Annotated in this window: 18 protein-coding genes; 5 read left to right on the forward strand and 13 right to left on the reverse strand. The window is 71.0% G+C overall.

What is annotated here, in order from left to right:
• Positions 1 to 10: 10 nt before the first annotated feature.
• Entirely contained in the window at positions 11 to 841 is an 831-nt protein-coding gene (locus Q1A98_RS16430) for a hypothetical protein (RefSeq protein WP_299575485.1), read from the reverse strand.
• 217 nt (positions 842 to 1,058) lie between these two features.
• Here Q1A98_RS16430 and Q1A98_RS16435 point away from each other — a divergent pair, with 217 nt between their 5' ends.
• Positions 1,059 to 2,324 (forward strand): serine/threonine-protein kinase, encoded by a 1,266-nt coding sequence (locus tag Q1A98_RS16435; RefSeq protein WP_299575487.1) that lies wholly within the window; start codon positions 1,059 to 1,061, stop codon positions 2,322 to 2,324.
• A gap of 1 nt (position 2,325) precedes the next feature.
• Here the strand turns inward: Q1A98_RS16435 and Q1A98_RS16440 are convergent, their stop codons facing one another.
• Genes Q1A98_RS16440 through Q1A98_RS16455 form a run of 4 tightly spaced genes read right to left on the reverse strand, consistent with a single transcriptional unit; the run spans position 2,326 to position 5,938 of the window.
• The gene (locus Q1A98_RS16440; RefSeq protein ID WP_299575488.1) at positions 2,326 to 3,330 is read right to left on the reverse strand and encodes a MerR family transcriptional regulator; all 1,005 of its coding nucleotides are present in this window, start codon (positions 3,328 to 3,330) and stop codon (positions 2,326 to 2,328) included.
• Positions 3,317 to 3,973, reverse strand: coding sequence for a HEAT repeat domain-containing protein (locus Q1A98_RS16445; RefSeq protein WP_299575489.1), 657 nt, complete (start codon positions 3,971 to 3,973; stop codon positions 3,317 to 3,319). Before Q1A98_RS16445 ends, Q1A98_RS16440 begins: the two co-directional genes overlap by 14 nt.
• A 55-nt stretch (positions 3,974 to 4,028) precedes the next feature.
• Positions 4,029 to 4,718, reverse strand: coding sequence for a response regulator transcription factor (locus tag Q1A98_RS16450; protein WP_299575490.1), 690 nt, complete (start codon positions 4,716 to 4,718; stop codon positions 4,029 to 4,031).
• Entirely contained in the window at positions 4,715 to 5,938 is a 1,224-nt protein-coding gene (locus Q1A98_RS16455; RefSeq protein ID WP_299575491.1) for an ATP-binding protein, read from the reverse strand. Before Q1A98_RS16455 ends, Q1A98_RS16450 begins: the two co-directional genes overlap by 4 nt.
• Before the next feature lie 129 nt (positions 5,939 to 6,067).
• On the opposite strand from Q1A98_RS16455, the gene Q1A98_RS16460 reads away from it, so the two are divergent.
• Positions 6,068 to 7,276 (forward strand): PspC domain-containing protein, encoded by a 1,209-nt coding sequence (locus Q1A98_RS16460; protein ID WP_299575492.1) that lies wholly within the window; start codon positions 6,068 to 6,070, stop codon positions 7,274 to 7,276.
• A complete protein-coding gene (locus tag Q1A98_RS16465; protein ID WP_299575494.1) occupies positions 7,269 to 7,472 on the forward strand; it encodes a hypothetical protein in 204 nt (67 codons plus the stop codon). The genes Q1A98_RS16460 and Q1A98_RS16465 overlap by 8 nt, the downstream gene beginning before the upstream one ends.
• A gap of 207 nt (positions 7,473 to 7,679) precedes the next feature.
• Here the strand turns inward: Q1A98_RS16465 and guaA are convergent, their stop codons facing one another.
• From guaA to Q1A98_RS16480, 3 genes are all read right to left on the reverse strand, one after another.
• The gene (gene guaA, locus Q1A98_RS16470) at positions 7,680 to 9,260 is read right to left on the reverse strand and encodes a glutamine-hydrolyzing GMP synthase (protein ID WP_299575496.1); all 1,581 of its coding nucleotides are present in this window, start codon (positions 9,258 to 9,260) and stop codon (positions 7,680 to 7,682) included.
• 10 nt (positions 9,261 to 9,270) lie between these two features.
• The gene (locus tag Q1A98_RS16475) at positions 9,271 to 11,085 is read right to left on the reverse strand and encodes a GMC family oxidoreductase (RefSeq protein ID WP_299575498.1); all 1,815 of its coding nucleotides are present in this window, start codon (positions 11,083 to 11,085) and stop codon (positions 9,271 to 9,273) included.
• A gap of 87 nt (positions 11,086 to 11,172) precedes the next feature.
• Entirely contained in the window at positions 11,173 to 12,165 is a 993-nt protein-coding gene (locus Q1A98_RS16480) for an SDR family NAD(P)-dependent oxidoreductase (protein WP_299575500.1), read from the reverse strand.
• 84 nt (positions 12,166 to 12,249) lie between these two features.
• Here Q1A98_RS16480 and Q1A98_RS16485 point away from each other — a divergent pair, with 84 nt between their 5' ends.
• Positions 12,250 to 12,798: a TetR/AcrR family transcriptional regulator gene (locus Q1A98_RS16485; RefSeq protein WP_299575502.1), complete on the forward strand. Its 549-nt coding sequence runs from the start codon at positions 12,250 to 12,252 to the stop codon at positions 12,796 to 12,798.
• Positions 12,799 to 12,813: 15 nt separating this feature from the next.
• Here the strand turns inward: Q1A98_RS16485 and Q1A98_RS16490 are convergent, their stop codons facing one another.
• Together Q1A98_RS16490 and guaB are read right to left on the reverse strand one after the other, a co-directional pair.
• Positions 12,814 to 13,956, reverse strand: a complete 1,143-nt coding sequence (locus Q1A98_RS16490; RefSeq protein ID WP_299575504.1) for a GuaB3 family IMP dehydrogenase-related protein — start codon at positions 13,954 to 13,956, stop codon at positions 12,814 to 12,816.
• A 63-nt stretch (positions 13,957 to 14,019) separates the two neighbouring features.
• Entirely contained in the window at positions 14,020 to 15,573 is a 1,554-nt protein-coding gene (guaB, locus tag Q1A98_RS16495; protein ID WP_299575506.1) for an IMP dehydrogenase, read from the reverse strand.
• Between the two features lie 205 nt (positions 15,574 to 15,778).
• Here guaB and Q1A98_RS16500 point away from each other — a divergent pair, with 205 nt between their 5' ends.
• Positions 15,779 to 16,165 carry a DUF5319 domain-containing protein gene (locus tag Q1A98_RS16500; RefSeq protein WP_299575508.1) on the forward strand — a complete coding sequence of 129 codons (387 nt, stop codon included), beginning with the start codon at positions 15,779 to 15,781 and terminating at the stop codon, positions 16,163 to 16,165.
• Positions 16,166 to 16,191: 26 nt separating this feature from the next.
• Here the strand turns inward: Q1A98_RS16500 and Q1A98_RS16505 are convergent, their stop codons facing one another.
• From Q1A98_RS16505 to Q1A98_RS16515, 3 genes are all read right to left on the reverse strand, one after another.
• The gene (locus Q1A98_RS16505; protein ID WP_299575510.1) at positions 16,192 to 17,058 is read right to left on the reverse strand and encodes an anti-sigma-D factor RsdA; all 867 of its coding nucleotides are present in this window, start codon (positions 17,056 to 17,058) and stop codon (positions 16,192 to 16,194) included.
• Positions 17,055 to 17,630: a sigma-70 family RNA polymerase sigma factor gene (locus Q1A98_RS16510; protein WP_299575511.1), complete on the reverse strand. Its 576-nt coding sequence runs from the start codon at positions 17,628 to 17,630 to the stop codon at positions 17,055 to 17,057. Before Q1A98_RS16510 ends, Q1A98_RS16505 begins: the two co-directional genes overlap by 4 nt.
• 178 nt (positions 17,631 to 17,808) lie before the next feature.
• The gene (locus Q1A98_RS16515; RefSeq protein WP_299575513.1) at positions 17,809 to 18,621 is read right to left on the reverse strand and encodes a hypothetical protein; all 813 of its coding nucleotides are present in this window, start codon (positions 18,619 to 18,621) and stop codon (positions 17,809 to 17,811) included.
• Positions 18,622 to 18,947: the final 326 nt, after the last annotated feature.

Raw genomic sequence — 18,947 nt, forward strand, 5'->3', positions numbered from 1 at the left:
CGTCGCCGGCTCAGTTCGCGACCGACAGCGGCGACGTCCGCGACGGCGTCTCGGGCCTGGCCGCGGCGACCACCTGCACCCGTCCGTCGAGGTGGGTCACGTCGACACGCGTGTCGACGCCGGGGGCGCCGCGATCGCTCACGCGCACCGTCAGCGACAGCCCCGCGATGCGCCCGTGGCCCAGGTGCCGGAACGGGGTGTGGCGGTAGTCGTCGACGCGGGCCGTCACCGTCGCCCGGGATCCCGGCCACCGGCCGTCGGTGACGACGAGGGCCGACCCCTTGGCCCGCGCGCGGGCCGTCACCGCCCGCGACCGCGACGGTGGCACGCTGACCCCGCCGAGTCCGACGATCACCAGGTCCAGTCCGTCCAACAGGACGGCCGCGACCTCCACCGGGTCGAACGTGGGTGTCCCTGTCCGGCCCGGCGTCGACGGACCGGGCACCGTCGCGACGCGCGACAGGTCCGCACCCATCTCTGCCGCGGCGTGCAGGCTCAGGTGCGGGTGTCCGACCACCGCGACGTAGCCGCCGGCGGCGGTGACCGAGGCGATCATCGCCACCAGCACCGACCGCGCGCCGTCGACCGTCGTCACCGCCCCACGCGCGATCCCGCCGCCCGGCATCACCCCGGCGAGCGCCTGCGGCACGGGCAGCACCTCCCGCTGCCGCTGCTGGGAGGCCACCACCGCTACCGACTGCTGATCGTCGGGGACGACAGATGCCGTCCGCTTCGCCGAGACCGTCGCCAGACGGGCCCGCAACCGCGCGACGGTGTCGGCCACATCCGCCCGGTCGTGCCCGTCCGGGTTCATCGGGTCCTGCGATCCCACCGACGTCATGACGCCTCCTCGCCCAACCCGCGTCCGCACACGGGTCGGCAGCTCTCGGGCCGCGGGGAAGGTGCCCACACCCGGGGGTGTGACCACGCACGACGTTGTCGAACATGCTTTCGAAAACCGATGCTAGGGCGGGGGTCCGACAGCCGTCAATCGCCACGTCGGGGCACCGGACAGACATGCGAACCACTGGGGCAGGAGTCCACTAACCTTGCTCACTGTGACATCTCCCCACCGCCCCCGACACGTCCCCGGACCGGGCTCGCTGGTCGCCGGACGCTATCGGCTGACGTCGAAACTGGGCGGTGGCGGCATGGGTGCCGTGTGGCTCGCCAACGACCAACTGCTCGACCGCGAGGTCGCGGTGAAGCAGGTCGTCTCCACCGACGGCCTGTCCGACGAGGGCGCCGACGACGTGCGCACCCGCGCCCTGCGCGAGGGCCGCATGGCCGCGCGTCTCTCCCACCCCAACGCGATCGCCATGCACGACATCGCGGTCGACGGCGGCGAGCCGTGGCTGGTGATGGAGTACGTGCCCTCCCGCAGCGTCGCGCAGATCCTGCACTCCACCGGCACGCTGCCGGTCGTGCACTCGGCGCAGATCGGCGCCCAGGTGGCCGCGGCGATGGCCGCCGCGCACGACGAGGGCATCGTCCACCGCGACATCAAGCCCGGCAACATCCTCGTCGCCACCACCGGTCGCGACGCCGGCCTGGTCAAGATCTCCGACTTCGGCATCTCCCGCGCCAAGGACGAGGTCCAGGTCGCGGAGAACGGCGTCATCACCGGCACCCCGGCGTACTTCGCACCGGAGGTGGCCCGGGGCGCCGAGCCGACGGAGGCGTCGGACGTGTACTCGCTGGGCGCGACGGTCTACACCGCCGTCGAGGGCGCACCGCCGTTCGGCGTCGACGAGGACTCGCTGGTGCTCCTGCACCGGGTCGCCCGCGGCGAGATCACCCCGCCGACCCGCGCGGGCGACCTGTCCCCCGCGCTGCTGGCCATGCTGGAGCCGAGTCCCACCCGTCGCCCCACCATGGCGCAGGCCCGCGACATGCTCGCCCGTGTCGCCGCCGGGCCGGGCGGCAACCCCGCGACCGTCCTGACCGCACCGCTGCCCCGCAGCGAGGGCGGCATGCCCATCTGGGGTGGGCGTCCCGCGGCCCGCGGCCGCGACCGCACCGGTGTGTCGGCCCGCACCGAGACCGGTCTCCCCGCCGCCCGGGTGCGTCCGACGACGACCCACGCCGATCAGTCCTCGCCCACACCCCGGCCGACGCCCGACCCCGCGCCGGCACAGCCCGCCCCGCCCCGGGCCGAACCGGAGGCGACGGGTTCACCGATCCACTCCGCGGCGGCGCAGATACGGCCGGGGGCGCCGACCCCACCGGACTCCGCCGATCGCACCGTGCCCCTGCGAGCCCTGCTTCTCGGACTGGGCCTCGTCGTCCTCGTCGTCGTGCTGCTCCTCCTGCTGTTCCTCTGACTCAGCCGTCGGATCCGACGACCAGCAGGTGGCGCGCGGTGAGGGCCACCTCCGGCTGCGGGTCGTCCACCAGCCCGGCCAGCACGGTCGACACCAACGACGGGGGCAGTTCCCCGAGCGCCTGCACGAGACGTCCACGCGCACCGCTCCCGGAAGCGCCGTCGAGTTCCTGCCGCACGACGGCCACGACGACGTCACCGGCGCCGTGATCTCTCGCGAGATGGCCGAGTGTCTCCGCGGCGACGACGTCGTCCTCGCCGCGGACCACCATCGACACGAGCTGCTCGACGACGTCCGCCACACCCAGGCCGCCGAGGGCTACAGCGGCTCGGTCGCGGACGGCGCGGTCCGGATGGGTCGATGCCTCGCGCAAGAGCGGGAGCACGGCTGCGGGATCAGACCGTGCACCGGCCGCGGCGACCGCGATCGCCCGGCGGCGAGCGACTGCGTCGTCCGATCGCAGCGCCGCGGCCAGGTGACCGGCCGCGTCGCCGATCGATCGGATCACCGCCCACTGCAGGGCACCCGCCACGTTCACGTCGTCCTCGGCGAGCAGGGCCGCGACCGCTGCCCCGACCGGCACGGGGCGGTCCGTGGACAACGCGACCTGGTTGCGCCGCAGCGGGTCCGGCGACTGCAGTTCCTGCAGCAGTGCGATGACGTCGACGACGTCCCGCCAGGATCCGGCACCACTCGCCCGGACGTCGGTCAACCGCTCGAGGAGCCGCTGCTCACGCGCGATCCGATCCCGCGAACGGTCCATCAGCTCGTCCATCAACGCCGTCGGAGGAGTGTCCGGCCCCGACAACGCGTCACGGATGGCCTGCAACGGCATACCGAGGGAGCGCAACCCCTCCACACGGAACAGCCGTTCGATGTCCGCGTCGGTGTAGTCGCGATAGTCGTTGCCAGGGCGACGCTCCGGAGAGACAAGCCCCATCGCGTCGTAGTGACGCAACATGCGCGTGCTGATGCCGCTGATCCGCGACAGCTCACCGATGCGCATCGGGACCCATCGCCGCCACCCGGCGGGCCTCGTCGACGGCGTCGTCGAGAGCCGCGTCGGGATCGTCGAGCACCCGGACCGTCCGCGCGGCATGCCGTGCGACATCCTCGTCGGCGGACGAGACCGCCCCGCGCACAGCGTCGTCGGCTACCCAGGCCAGGGCGACAAGGGCGCGGGTGAGACGCCGCTGCCGTTCGAGGTCGCCGCGACCGAGGTGGCGGAGCAGAGCGTCCACGAGGGCCCGCTCATGACCCTCCGGCACCAACGCCACCGCTGCGCGCCAGGCGGTCGTCGCGACCTCGTCGTCCGGGTCGTCGACGAGATGGAGCACGCGCGGCCAGAGTCCGGGCGTCGCGGACGACCCGGGGATCTTGGTCAGCGTGTGCAACGCCTGGCTGCGCGCCTGCGGCAGGTCGTCGTCGAGTTCGGTGATCAGACGGGGAACCGTCACCGACGCAGGGTGCCGGGTCACCGCCCACGTGAGCATGTCCCGCACGAAGAAGTCCGGCTCCACGGCACAGCGTCGGACGATCGCGTCGAGGGTCGACGGATCGGGGTTCGCCCCCAGGTGCATCGCGGCACGCAGGCGTGCCGACGGGTCGCGGTGCTGTAGAGCGGTGATCACGGGCAGGGTGGGTGTCATGGTCGTCCTCCTCGGCTCCCACCGAAGACCTTGACACTGTGTCACGGTCAAGAACTCACCCGATGTGGCGCGTCGCGGCCCATCGGGTCAGGGCGTTGCGGTTCGACTGCTGGGTCTTGCGGAGCACGTTGGACGCGTGGGTCTCGACCGTCTTCACCGAGATGAACAGCTCCTCGGCGATCTCGCGGTAGGTGTAGCCGCGCGCCAGCAATCGCAGCACCTCGAGTTCCCGAGGGGTGAGCGAGTCGAGGTCGGGATCGAGATGCGGCTCGGGCATCGGCGACCGGCCGGTGAAGGAGTCGAGCACGAAACCGGCCAGCCTCGGGCTGAACACGGCGTCCCCGTCGGCGACACGTCGCACGGCGTCGGCGAGATCGGGACCGGCGATGGTCTTGGTGACGTATCCGCGTGCACCGGCGCGGATGGTCGCGATGACGTCCTCGGCGGCGTCGGAGACGCTGAGCGCCAGGTATACCGGCTCGACGCCGCGTCGGGTGTCGGCCACCCCGCGGATCACCGCGACACCTCCCCCGGACGGCATGTGCACGTCGAGCAGCACCACGTCGGGTGCGGTGTCGACGATCCCGGCGACCGCCTCGGCGACACCGCCTGCCTCGCCGACGATCTCGAGACCGTCCTCACGCGACAACTCGGCGCGCACCCCGGAGCGGAAGACGGCGTGATCGTCGACGAGGTAGACAGTGCGGGCGGTCCCGGTGCTCGCGGTCCCCGCGTTCGTCGTCACTGTGTGGTCCCTTCCTCTGTGTCGGATCCCGGTGCGGGGGTGTCGAAGTGGACGCGCAACGCCACCTCCGTGCCCCGCTCGGCGCTCGATCGGATGTCGACGGTGCCGCCGTGCCGTTCGATGCGACCGCGGATCGACCGGGCGATCCCCTGCCGGTCGGCGGCCACTGTGGACGGGTCGAAGCCACGGCCCCGGTCACGCACGAACACCTCTGCGCCGTCGTCGGACAACTCGGCGTAGACGTCGACACGTCTCTGGCCGGAGTGTTTGGCCGCGTTGACGAGTGCTTCGCGGGTGGCGCCCACGAGTGCGTCGCAGCGGCGATCGGTCTCGCCGACGGTGACGAGATCGATCTCGATGCCGTAGCCGTCCTCCACTTCTGCGGCGACCGTCGCGAGCGCGGCGGTCACCGATGTCTCCTGGCCGCGCGGTCCGTCGAAGAGCCACCGGCGCAGTTCCCGTTCCTGGCTGCGGGCCAGTCGGGCGACCTCGTCGGGGCTGTCGGATCGCTTCTGGATGAGAGCGAGGGTCTGCAGCACCGAATCGTGCAGGTGTGCCGCGATCTCCTCGCGTTCGGCGGTGCGGATCCGCGCCGACCGTTCGGCGTCGATGGTGCGCACCAGGCGCATCCACAGCGGGATGGTCAGCACGACGACGCCGACGAGCGTCGCCGCGACCGCGAGCAGCGTCGAGTTCAGGCCTCCGAACGACCGGTTACCGGCGACCACGACGACGACCAGGCCCACCACCACGAGCGCCGCGCCGCCGACGAGACGTGCCCACGTGAGGACCGAGGTGCGTCGTCGGTCGCCGAGGTCGACCTCACGCCACACCACCGCCGCGCCGATCGCGATCACCGCTATCGGGATGAGATACCCGGCGGGCGTCCCCGAGGCCGTCGATCCGACGACCACCAGTCCGACGGCGCCGATGACCGCGAGACCCAGTGCCTGCGAACGCTCTCCGGGCGCGGGCGGTTCGGTGTCATGGCCGGGTGGGCAGAAGAACCACAGGAGCGCGTAGGCCATCACGCCGGCGCCCGCCAACACGGTGAGGGCGACGAACACCAGGCGCACGACGACCGGGCGCAGGCCGAGGTGGTCGGCGACACCCCCGGCGACGCCGCCGACGACGCGACCGCCGTTGCGCCGCAGGATGCGGGCCGGGGCGCCGCCACCCCGCGGCGACGACGCGTCCGCACGCGTGTACCGGGTGGTCATGCACCGATCGTGGCACGGCGAGGGCGGGTGCGGCATCGGGGAGCACCCCGACACGGACACGGTCTCCGCGGTCGAATATCAGGGTTGATCCCGATTCACCTCGCCGTCGCCACACCCGACGATGGGTGCATGAGTCCGACAGTGGCACCCCCGACGACCGACGAACTGCATGACATCTGGCGCACCCGGCCCGTGCGCTCGGGCGGGGACGCCATGATCGCCGGCGTGTGCAGTGGCATCGCCCGCCGGTACGACGTCGACCCGACCCTGGTGCGTGTCGCGCTGGTGGTGGCCGCGACGTTCGGCGGCAGCGGCGTGCTCGCGTACATCGCGTGCTGGTTCGCGCTCCCGTCCGACGGCGTCGAGAACCCCCGTCGCCGTGGTCCGCTCGGTCGACACGGGATGCCGCGGGATCTCCACCGGCCCGGGACGGTGGGTCTCGTCGTGGTGGCGATCATCGCGCTGGCGATACTGCCGAGCCCCGCGTGGGGGTCCAGCGGACTCGTCGGCGCCGCGTTGCTGGTGGTCGGTGTGTGGGCGCTGCACCGCCGGACACCGGAACCCCCGCCCGGGACGTCCGCCGACACCGTCACCACGGTGTCGTTGACCAAGCCGGCCGCGCCGACCGGCGCCCCGGCCGACGCGGACGCGACGACAGAGCGCGTCGTCCCGCCCGCGTGGGATCCGCTGGGAGCGGCCCCGTTCGCGTGGGACCTCCCCGACCCCCCGACCACACAGACCCCCGCCCCACGTCCGGCGCGCGACACGGCGCTCGCGGCGGTCGTCGTCGGTGTCGCTCTGCTCGTCGCGGCTGTCGGGGTGGCGCTCTGGTCGGCGGTCGGCGTCGCGGCCGTCACACCGGTGCGGATCGCCGGCGCCGTGCTCGCGGTGCTGGCGGTCGGGGTGATCGCCGGGGCGCTCCGCGGGCGCCGTACCGGTTTGACCGGTCTGGCGGTGCTGGTCGGGGTGGTGGTCGTCGTGCTCGGCGTGGCCGACCGGAGTCCGCAATTCCCGTCCGGCGGTGTGGGGGAACGGAACTGGAAGCCGCTCAGCGAAGGTGACCTCGCGCCGGAGTACACGGTCACCGTCGGCTCGGGGACGCTCGACCTCCGGTCGGTAACCCTGACGGGCGATCGCACCGTGCGGGTCGAGGCCGGTGTCGGACAGGTCGTCATCGAGGTACCGCGGGACATGAACGTCCGGGCCGTCTGTCACACGACCGTCGGCAAGCAGGACTGTGCGTCAGGCGTCCAGGGTGGGGACGACGGGGCAGCCGGTCCCGTGCTGACCGTCGACGCCTCCACCGTCGCCGGGGACATCGAGGTGCGGCGTGGCTGACCGAGGCGTTCGTGGCCCGGTGGACTTCGGTCAGGTGGTGGTCGGCGTGATCGCGTTCGTGGTGGCGGTGTGGGGACTGCTCGGCGCCCCGTCCCTCGACGATGTCTCGGTGCTCCCGTGGATCGCGGTCGGTGTCGCCGGGGCGGTCGGTGTCAGCCTGATCGTCGGCGGCGGCATCCGCTCCCGCAAGCGCTGATCCCATCTCCCCGAGCGGGCAGAAACCCCTCGCCGAGCGGGCAGAAAATCCCGTCGATCGTGCAATGGATCCCGTCGATCGTGCAGAACTGTCACCTACGCGAGCTGATGTGCACGCTCGATGCGATCTGCCGCACGCTCGCGTGAATTAAGTGCCCGCTCGGCGGGGGGTTTTAGCCCGGTCGGCGGGATCAGGTGAGCGCCGAGGTCACTCCCACTCGATGGTGCCCGGGGGCTTGCTGGTGACGTCGAGGACGACGCGGTTGACGTCGGCGACCTCGTTGGTGATGCGGGTGGAGATGAGTTCCAGCGTCTCGTAGGGCACGCGGGTCCAGTCCGCGGTCATCGCGTCCTCGCTCGACACCGGGCGCAGCACGATCGGGTGCCCGTAGGTGCGCCCGTCACCCTGGACGCCCACGCTGCGCACGTCGGCGAGCAGCACCACCGGGCACTGCCAGATGGTGGAGTCGAGACCGGCCGCGGTCAGCTCTTCGCGGGCGATCCGGTCGGCCGCGCGTAGCGTCTCCAGACGCTCGGCGGTCACCTCGCCGACGATACGGATCGCTAGACCGGGGCCCGGGAACGGTTGGCGCGCAACGATCTCCTCGGGCAGACCCAGCTCACGGCCGACGGCGCGCACCTCGTCCTTGAACAGCAGGCGCAACGGCTCGACGAGGGAGAACTCGAGGTCCTCGGGCAGCCCGCCGACGTTGTGGTGGCTCTTGATGTTGGCGGTGCCGCTTCCACCGCCGGACTCGACGACGTCCGGGTACAGCGTCCCCTGCACCAGGAAGTCGATCGTCCCGTCGCTGCCGTCGAGCACCTCGGTGACCGCGCCCTCGAACGAGCGGATGAACTCGCGGCCGATGACCTTTCGCTTGGTCTCCGGGTCGGTCTGCCCCGACAGCTCGCGCAGGAACGTCTCCTCCGCGTCGACGGTGACCAGACGCGCACCGGTGGCGGCGACGAAGTCGGTCTGCACCTGCTCGCGTTCGCCCGCGCGGAGCAGACCGTGGTCGACGAAGACGCAGGTCAACCGATCGCCGATCGCACGTTGGACCAGTGCCGCCGCGACCGCCGAGTCGACGCCGCCCGACAGTCCGCAGATCGCCTGACCGTCGCCGACCTGCTCGCGAACCTGCTCGATCAGCGACTCGGCGATGTTCGCGGGGGTCCAGCTCGGCTCGAGTCCGGCGATCTCGTAGAGGAATCGCGTGAGCACCTGCTGGCCGTGCGGTGTGTGCATCACCTCGGGGTGGTACTGCACACCCGCCATGTGCCGCTCCAGGTTCTCGAACGCGGCGACCGGCGCGCCCGGCGTCGATGCCGTGACGGTGAACCCCTCCGGCGGCTGCTGCACGGCGTCGTTGTGGCTCATCCAGACCGGTTGCGTCTCCGGCAGTCCCGCGTGCAGGACCGACTCGCCGGTCACCGACAACGTCGTCCTGCCGAACTCCCGACCGCCCGTGTTGGCGACGACACCACCGAGCTCCGATGCCATCGCCTGATATCCGTAACAGATTCCGAACGCCGGCAGACCGAGTGTCAGCATCGCCGGGTCCAGCCCGGGCGCATCCTCGGCGTAGACCGAGGCCGGACCACCCGACAGGATCAGTGCGACAGGGTTTTTGGCCTGGATCTCCTCGATCGTGGCGGTGTGCGGGATCACCTCGGAGTAGATCCGCGCCTCACGGACCCGACGCGCGATCAGCTGCGCGTACTGCGCTCCGAAGTCGACGACCAGGACTGGTCGGGGGGCGGCTGCGGCGATCGGGTCGTCGTGCGTCACCCGCGTGAGTCTAGGCGCTGACGTCGGCCCGACCCGCATCCGCGGCGACCGGCGGGAACAGCGACTGCGACGACCCGTGGTTCACCGCGACGATCGGCAGGCGCAGCGCGCCCGGGGCATCGGCGGGGACCACCGGCTCGACGGGTGCGACGGGGTCCAGGCGGCGGTAGGGCTCCGCCTGCGAGGGCCGCAGATCGGCCTCACCCTTGTTCGGCCACAGCGCGATCGCCCGTTCGGCCTGTGCGCTGATGCTCAACGACGGATTGACGCCCAGGTTCGCGCTGATGGCCGCACCGTCGGTGATGTGCAGCGTCGGGTAGTTCCACACGCGGTGGTACGGGTCGATGACACCGGTCGACGGGTCGTCGGCGATGACGCACCCGCCCAGGTAGTGGGCGGTCAGCGGCATGTTGAACACGTCGCCCCACGTGCCGCCGGCCAGACCGTTCAGCTTCTCGGCGGCACGCTGGGTGGCCTCGTTGCCGGCGGGGATCCACGTCGGGTTCGGCTCGCCGTGGCCCTGGCGGCTGTTGACGAAACGGTACTTGCCGATCTTCTGGACGAACGTGGTGAGCGAGTTGTCCTTGTTCTGCATCACCAGCATGATCACGGTCCGTTGCGACCAGTTCTTCACCCAGAACAGGCGGCGCAGCGCACCGGGGTTCTTGCGGAGCTCGTCGAGCCACTTGAGCACGCGCGGACGCCCGGGGGCACCGTCGGTGAGCAGCGTCTGCAGCAGCGCCATCGCGTTCGATCCCTTGCCGTAGCGGCAGGGCTCGATGTGGGTGTCCGGCGCGGGGTGGATGGACGACGTGATGGCCACGCCCTCGGAGAAGTCGTCCGACGGATCGACCTCGTGCCGCATCGCACCGAGGATCGACTCGGAGTTCGTCCGGGTGAGCCGGCCGATCGTGTCCGACAGCTCCGGCAGCGATCCGTCGTCCTTGGCCAGGTGCAGCAGTCGCTGAGTGTTGTAGGTACCCGCCGCGACGATGACGTGGGCGGCGGTGAGCGTGCGGGGCTTGCGGCCCAGGCGGGTCCACGCGCCGGTGCGGGCGGTCTCGACCCACCAGGTGTCCTTGGTGCGGTTGGTGCGCAGGCCGGTCACCGTCGTGCGGTCCAGGATGTCGGCACCGGCGCGCTCGGCCAGGCCGAGGTAGTTCTTCATCAGGGTGTTCTTCGCACCGACGCGGCAGCCGGTCATGCACGAGCCGCACTCGGTGCAGGCGACGCGGTCGGGGCCGACGCCACCGAAGTACGGGTCGGGGACGGTCTCCCCCGGTGCGCCCTGTCCTCCGGTCTTCGCGCCGAAGAACACCCCGACCGGCGTGGGACCGAACGTCTCGCCGACGCCCATGTCGTCGGCGATCTCCTTGAGGATGCGATCCGACGGCGTGAACGTGGGGTTCGACACCACGCCCAGCATCCGACGCGCCTGCTCGTAGTGCGGGGTGAGCTCGGCCTCCCAGTCGGTGATGTGCCCCCACTGCGGGTCGGTGAAGAACGGGGTCGGCGGCTTGTAGAGCGTGTTCGCGTAGTTGAGCGACCCTCCGCCCACGCCGGCGCCGGCGAGCACCATCACGTCACGCAGCATGTGGATGCGTTGAATGCCGAAGAGGTGCAGCTTGGGCGCCCACAGGAACTTGTTGAGACGCCAGCTGGTCTTCGCGAAGTCCTCGTCCTCGAACCGTCGACCTGCCTCGACGACGGCGACGCGGTACCCCTTCTCGACCAGACGCAGGGCGCTGACGCTGCCGCCGAAACCCGATCCGATGATCAGGACGTCGTAGTCGTGACTGAGATTCCCGGACAGGGGTTCGGACACCGTGCCACCTCGCGTTCCGTGCTGGTCCACGTCACGGGGCTGCGACCGGGTCGCTGTGACGCGCGCCCCATCGTACAACGCGCGTTGTCAGATTCCAGCACTCGCCGACGACCGGGTCAGGAGCTGTTCGGAGAGCTCCCACAGTCGTTCGGCGTTCGCGGCGTCGAGCGCGAACGGGGCGACCCCGTGCCGGCCATCGGCCTCCGATCGCGCGTGGAGGACGGGCGCCGGCGCGCAGTCCTCGAGGTACACACCCCCGAGACCCGCGAGGTCGGGGTGCACAGCGGCGAGCACGGTCGTCGCCGCACCCTGCGCCACCGTCTTGAGGTCCTCCGGCGCACCGGCCGACCGACGTGCCGCCGCCAACGCCTCGGGGTCGACGTGACGCTGCAGGCCCGTCGCGATGCCCCCGGGCATCACCGCGTTCACCCGGATCCCTTCGCTCGCCCATCGCCGGTCGGCCTCGACGGCGAACAGCGTCGTCGCGCTCTTCGACTGGCCGTAGGCGAGGAACGGGCTGTACTCCACGAACGAGAAGTCCAGGTCATCGAACAGCACCGGGCACATCTGGTGTGCCGCCGACGTCACGACGACGACCCGTGCGCCGTGGGCCGCCACGAGAGCGTCGTGCAGGCCCGTCACGAGCCGGAAGTGACCGAGATGGTTGACGGCGAGATGCATCTCGACGCCGTCCGCGGTCAGGGTGCGCTCGGGCAGCGCCATGATGCCGGCGTTGGCGATCAGCACGTGGAGTGATCCGGACCACGTCTCCAGGAATGCGTCGACGCTGCCGAGGTCGGCGAGGTCGAGGTGGCGGACCTCGATCCGGGCGCCGGGGTGCGCGGTCCGGATGTCGTCGGCGACCGATTCGCCCGCCGCGACGTCCCGCACCGCCATGACGACGTGTGCGCCCTTCGCGGCGAGGACGCGGGCGGTCTCCACGCCGATCCCCGACGACGCGCCGGTGACGACGACGGTGCGACCGGTCAGGTCGAGACCGTCGGCGACCTCGTCGGCGCTGGTGGTGGCATCGAATCGGGTCGGGAACGCGGCTGCGCCGGACTGTGTGCGGTTCGTCATGGGATCTCCTCGGTCAGCAAACGTAGGGTTCCTACGCTTGAAGGAGACTGTATCACCGAAACGAAGGGTGACTACGGTTGTGGGATGTCCCCTGCTCGGTCCGACGCCCGCGCCAACCGCGAGTCCCTCGTCACGGCGGCGGCGGAGTTGTTCGCCGAGGTCGGCCCCGCTGTACCCCTCGATGCGATCGCCCGCCGGGCCGGCGTGAGCATCGCGACGCTCTACCGCCACTTCCCGAGCCGAGAGGCGCTGGTGGTCGAGGTGTACCGATCCGAGATCGAGCGACTCGGCGAGGCCGACGACCTCCTCGCGCACAGCGCCACCGCGGCCGAGGCGATGGGTGCGTGGACACGGCGATTCCTCGCCTACGCCGACACGAAACAGGTTCTGGGAGAGGTGATCCACGCTCTGCCCGACGACGAGCGTCCGTCGGCACGGGCGACGGTGACCGGCGCGATCGACCGACTGCTCGACGCCGGCCGTCGCGACGGGTCGCTCCGGGCCGACCTCGACGCCGACGACGTGCTGTTGCTGTTCAGCGGTGTGTGGTCACTGCCCGACGACGATCGTCGTCGCGAGCGCGTGGACCGTCTCGCTGCGTTCGTGATCGACGGGCTGCGCACCGATGGCTGACCATCGGCGAATCCGTCAGGACCGCGCGGTGAGGCCCACCTTCTGGAACTCCTTGAGGTCGGAGTAGCCGGTCTTGGCCATCGACCGGCGGAGACCGCCGACGACGTTGCGGTCCCCGAACGGCACCGACGACGGGCCGTGCAGGACGCATTCGAGGCTGGGGTTCTCGCCCTCCACCGCGACCTGCATCAGCGCGCCGCGCGGCAGCGACGGATGGGCGGCGGCGGCCGTCCAGAACCATCCGCGGCCGGGCGCCTCGGCGGCCGCGGCGAGCGGGGTACCGAGCATCGCGGCGTCGGCGCCGCATGCGATGGCCTTCGCGAGGTCACCGGACGTGTGGATGTCGCCGTCGGCGATGACGTGGACGTAGCGCCCACCGGTCTCGTCGAGGTACTCCCGGCGTGCGGCGGCGGCGTCGGCGATGGCCGTGGCCATGGGCACACCGATGCCGAGCACCTCCCCCGTCGTCGTGGAGCCCTCGGTGGAGCCGTACCCGACGATCACGCCGGCCGCACCGGTGCGCATGAGATGCAGGGCCGTGCGGTGGTCGTGCACACCGCCGGCGACGACGGGGATGTCGAGGTCGGCGATGAAGGTCTTCAGGTTGAGCGGTTCGCGGTCGTTCTTGCTCACGTGCTCGGCCGAGATGATCGTGCCGTGCACCACCAGCAGGTCGATTCCCGCCGACAGCAGGGTGGGGGTCAGCTCCTGCGCGTGCTGTGGACTGACCCGGACCGCGGTGGTGACGCCGGCGTCGCGGATGCGGGCGACGGCCTCGCCGAGCAGCGCCGCGTCGAGCGGGGCGGCGTGCAACTCCTGCAGTCGCGCGATGGCGGCGGCAGGATCGGGGTCGTTCGTGGCGATCTCGGCGACCTCGGCCAGACGCGCATCGGCGTCACGATGCCGCGACCAGAGCCCTTCGCCGTTGAGCACACCGAGCGCACCGGCCCGACCGAGCGCGATGGCGGTCTCCGGGGAGACCACCGCGTCGGTCGGGTGCGTCAGGATCGGGGTGTCGAAGCGGTAGGCGTCGAGCTGCCAGGCGGTCGACACCTCGCTCGACGACCGGGTCCGCCGGGACGGGACGATCGTGATGTCGTCGAGTTCGAACGTCTGCCGGGCAGTTCTGCCCATGCCGATGTCCACCAGGTCACGCACCGGTGCGCCTTTCGTCGGATTCCGCCCCCGTCACCGCCCCCGGGGACTTCACCGGGGAGACGGTCACCGCGAATAGTAGTTGGGGGCCTCGACGGTCATCGTGATGTCGTGCGGGTGGCTCTCCTTGAGACCGGCCGCGGTGATCTGCACGAAGCGCGCCTGCTGCAGGTGCTCGATGGTCGACGACCCCGTGTACCCCATCGCCGCGCGCAACCCGCCGCGCAGCTGGTGGATCACCTGCGTCAGCGGCCCACGGAAGGGGACCCGCCCCTCGATGCCCTCGGGCACCAGCTTCTCCTCCGAGAGCACGTCGTCCTGGAAGTAGCGGTCCTTCGAGAACGACTTCTTCTCGCCCCGGCCCTGCATCGCGCCCAGCGACCCCATCCCGCGGTAGCTCTTGAACTGCTTGCCGTTCACCAGGATCAGCTCGCCAGGGGCCTCGGCCGTCCCGGCCAGCAGCGATCCGAGCATCACCGTCGACGCGCCGGCGGCGAGCGCCTTGGCGATGTCGCCGGAGAACTGCAGACCGCCGTCGGCGATCACCGGGACGCCGGCGCGCTTGCACACCGCGACCGCCTCCATGACGGCGGTGATCTGCGGGGCACCGACGCCGGCGACGACGCGTGTGGTGCAGATGGAGCCCGGACCGACGCCGACCTTGACGGCGTCCGCACCGGCGTCGACGAGGGCCTGCGCGGCCTCGCGCGTCGCGACGTTGCCGCCGACGATCTGCACGCGATCGCCGACCTCGGCCTTGAGCTTGGCCACCATGTCCAGGACGAGGCGATTGTGGGCGTGCGCGGTGTCGACGATGATCACGTCCACCCCGGCGTCGGTCAGCGCCATGGCGCGGGTCCACTGGGTGTCACCCGTGCCGATCGCGGCCCCGACCAGCAGGCGACCGTCGGAGTCCTTCGTGGCGTCCGGGTGCTGCTCGGTCTTGACGAAGTCCTTGACGGTGATGAGGCCGGTGAGGCGCCCGTCGCCGTCGACGATGGGCAGCTTCTCCAGCTTGTTGCGACGCAGGAGTCCGAGGGCGGCCTCGGCCGACACACCCTCCTGGGCGGTGATCAGCGGCGCCTTGGTCATGACCTCGGCCACCGGCCGGTTCTGGTCGACCTCGAAGCGCATGTCGCGGTTGGTGATGATGCCGAGCAGGTTGTTGTCGTCGTCGGTGACGGGCAGGCCCGAGATCCGGAAGCGTGCGCACATCGCGTCGACCTCGGCGAGGGTGTTCGTCGGACGACAGGTCACCGGGTCGGTCACCATGCCCGCCTCGGATCGCTTCACCGTCTCGACCTGACCGGCCTGGTCGTCGATCGAGAGGTTGCGGTGCAGCACGCCCATGCCGCCGGCACGGGCCATCGCGATGGCCATGCGCGACTCGGTGACGGTGTCCATCGCGGAACTGACCAGCGGGACCCGCAGGCGGATCTGCTTGGTCACCTGCGACGAGGTGTCGACCTCGCTGGGGATGACGTCGGACGCGGCGGGGAGCAGCAGGACGTCGTCGAAGGTGAGCCCGAGCATCGCGACCTTGTTCGGGTCGTCGCCGCCCGTGCGCACGAGCGGGGTCACCGCGTCGGCGATCGGTGGCGTGTCGAGGTGGGAGGTCATGGATCTGCACCCTCTCCTTGTCGAGGCGTGTCCGCAGGCCGACGGCAGTCGCCGGGGAGAACAGCGGCGGTCACGGTGGGATGCACGCATCGTATAAGGCCGGGGCCGTCGCGCCCGGCGGTCCCACCCGCATGGCGCCCGACACCTGTGCTCACGCGTGCGTGGAAGTGGCGCCGGGACACCCCCGCTGACTACGGTTGTCAGCGTGCGTGACCACCTCCCGCCCGGCCTCCCGCCGGACCCGTTCGCCGACGACCCGAGCGATCCCTGCGCCGCGCTGGACTCGGTGGAACCCGCCGCACCCCTGGATCCCGACGAGCGGCTCGCCGTCGAGGAGGATCTCGCCGACCTCGCCGTCTACGAGGCCCTGCTCGGCCGCCACGGGGTGCGCGGCCTGGTCGTGGTGTGCGACGACTGTCAGCAGGACCACTATCACGACTGGGACATGCTGCGCGCCAACCTGTTGCAGCTGTTGGTCGAGGGAACGGTCCGCCCGCACGAGCCCGCCGTGGACCCGTCGCCGGACGCCTACGTCACATGGGACTACTGCCGCGGCTACGCCGACGCGATGATGCACACCGACGACGACTGATCGCCGTACGCCGGCGACGGCGAGTCTCAGCCTGCCGGCGTCGTCGTCGTGGTCGTGGTCTCCGAGTCCGACGGTGCGGGCGACCCGGTCTGCGGAGGTGCCTGCCTCGGAGTGGTCGTCGGCGGCGTCACCGGGGCCCGCAGCAACATCCGTGGGTCGACCGACGTGGTGGGCGGGCTCGGGATCGATGTGATCTCGCTGGGCACAGAGATCGACGGCAGCGTCGACGGGATCGGCACCGATGTGATCGCCGTCAGCGGATTCTGCGGGATGGGCCCGACCTGCTCGGCGAGACGCTGCGCCCAGTCCTGCATCCGCTGCTTGGCGTCGGTGCCGGACATCTTGCCGACGTCCTTCTGAGCGGCGACGAGGTACTCGGCGGCCGCACGCTTGTCACCGCCGGCGAGGGCCTGCTCGGCCTTCTCCATGTTCGACTGCACGTTCGACGAGGCGATGGTGGCGCTGGCCTCCGAGCCGAACATCGTCTCCTTGACGTTCCACAGCGGATCGCCGGGCTCGGCGTTCTGCGCGAGCACGGTCACCGCACCGAAGGCGACGACGGCGACCGCGGCCGCACCGGCGACATAACGCAGGCGGCGGAAGGCCCCCCGATGGGTCGTGGCACGGTCGATCCGCGTGATCTCCGCCTCGACCTCGTCGACGGTCGGGTGCAACGGCATCGGCCGCGCCTCGACGTCGTGCCGCCACCCGGCGAGCATCGAGGCGAGCTGGTGGTCGGCGTCGGTGAGTTCCCATCCGCCGGGCAGTCGGTCGCGGGCGAGGGCGTCGAGCAGCGCGTCGTCGGCGCGCACGGCTGCGACGTCGAGGGGTTCGGCGTCCATCGACCCGTGGTCGCGGCCGGGGAAGGCCGAAGTGCGATCGTCGTCGGTCATCGACCCTCACCTGCTCTCATCATCTCGTTCTTCAGCTTGTTCAGGGCCCGGTGCTGGGCCACGCGGACCGCACCGGGAGTGCTCCCGACCGCCTCGGCGGTCTCCTCGGCGGACATCCCCACCACCAGTCGCAACACGAGGATCTCGCGCTGTTTCTCGGGTAGGCGGCCGAGCAGTTCGCCCATCCGGCGGCTGGCGTCGGAGTTCAGGGCCAGTTGTTCGGGCCCGTCGTCGACGTCCATCGCCTCGGGGATGGTCTCCACCGGATCGGACTTGATCCGTGCGGCCCCCCGGTGCGCGTCGGCGACCTTGTGCGCCGCGATGCCGTACACGAAGGCCATGAACGGCCGCCCCTGGTCGGAATACCTGGGCAGCGCGGTCATCACGGCCATGCAGACCTCCTGCGCCACATCGTCGGCGGACAGCGTGTGCCGTTCGCCTGCCCCCACCCTGGCCCTGCAATAGCGCACGACCAGCGGACGGACTGTCTCCAGTACGTCGGCGAGAGCTGACCGATCGCCCCGCCCTGCGGCGGCGACAGCACGGTCGAGCTCGTCACCTGTGAGATTCATCGTCGCGTCGGGGTTCCTGCGTTACATCGCGGTCGGGGACTGTGGTCGGCTCGGCGCAGCTGCGCTACGGGGATCCACGCCATGGCGTGATGGTCAGCTTAGCCACCGTCACCATCTGCCTCGGGGGTTCCTCCCGGACGCGCGAACGGAATCCGGCGAACTCGTGTCTCCCCGGCCGTCAGGTGGCCGACGAGGCGAACCCGCCGCCCTGACGCCGTAACCACCGTCCGAGGTCCTCGTGCCGAGAGCCTGCGGCCGCGCGCTCGTCGGGATCAGGGGCCAGATCGATGAGCAGACCCCATGCCGCCCACGCCAGTGGCCGCTGGTCCAACGCATCCGCACGGGACGCGACGTCGGTGGCGTCGTCTCGGGCGCGGTCAATGTCCCCGGACGCGGCGGAACACGCGGCGAGCAGGAGGTCCGTCTTGAGCCGGTGCCGCGCCGAGGGGCAGTCGGCGGCGAGGTCGGCGGCAAACACGGCGACCCGGTACGCCTCGGTGCCGCGGCCCGAGTAGAGATGCCACTCGGCGCGTACCCACGCGGTGCGGAGAACAGGACGACCACCACGGACCCAGTCGACGTCCGGCCTCATGTCGTCGGCGATCGCCTCGGCACGGCCGAGCAGGCGGTCGGAGCCGGCGAGGTCCCCGACCCCGAGACGATCGGCGGCGAGCCCGGTGAGCGCATCGACGAGCGCGGCTCGCCGACCGGCACCGTCCGGCGCGGCTACGGCCGACGCGACGGCGGCCCCGTCGTCGACCAGGGCCCGTCGATGCCCACCCGCCTGACGACGGTGCGACGCCACGGCGCAGCGTGCCGCGGACCGGAGGAGCAGCCCGTCGGTGCTCCGAGCGTCCCGCAGGACGCGCTGCAGATCGGCGGCCGCTCGCGCGTACCTCCCCTGCGCGGCGAGGGCGATCGCCCGGAGCAGCAGGTCGTCCGGATCCTGCGCCGTGACGACCTCCGTCGGATCATCGACGTGTGCATTCACCAATTCGCCAAATGCGATTTCGTGCAGCGACACGAGTGCCATCGGCAACCAATCTTCTCAATTAGCCAGAATTTAACCTGAGCGACACATCTTTTTTCACCCGCCGACGTCACCTCCGCGTCACGCGGTCATGTCATGGATGTGTCGTGAGTGCCCTCCTGTGATGTCGCGATTTCCGGTCTCGGACGGTCGGTGGAGAAGACCCACGATCGACAAGGCCGCTGTTCAGGGGATGTTTTCGAATGCAGGTCGACCCCATTTGTCCGTCATCCGAACGACGCATTCCGCACGCGTTTCGGAGAAACGCAGAGTTAACACCGGTCGGG

The sequence above is a fragment of the uncultured Williamsia sp. genome (assembly GCF_947494875.1).
Taxonomy (GTDB): Bacteria; Actinomycetota; Actinomycetes; order Mycobacteriales; family Mycobacteriaceae; genus Williamsia_A.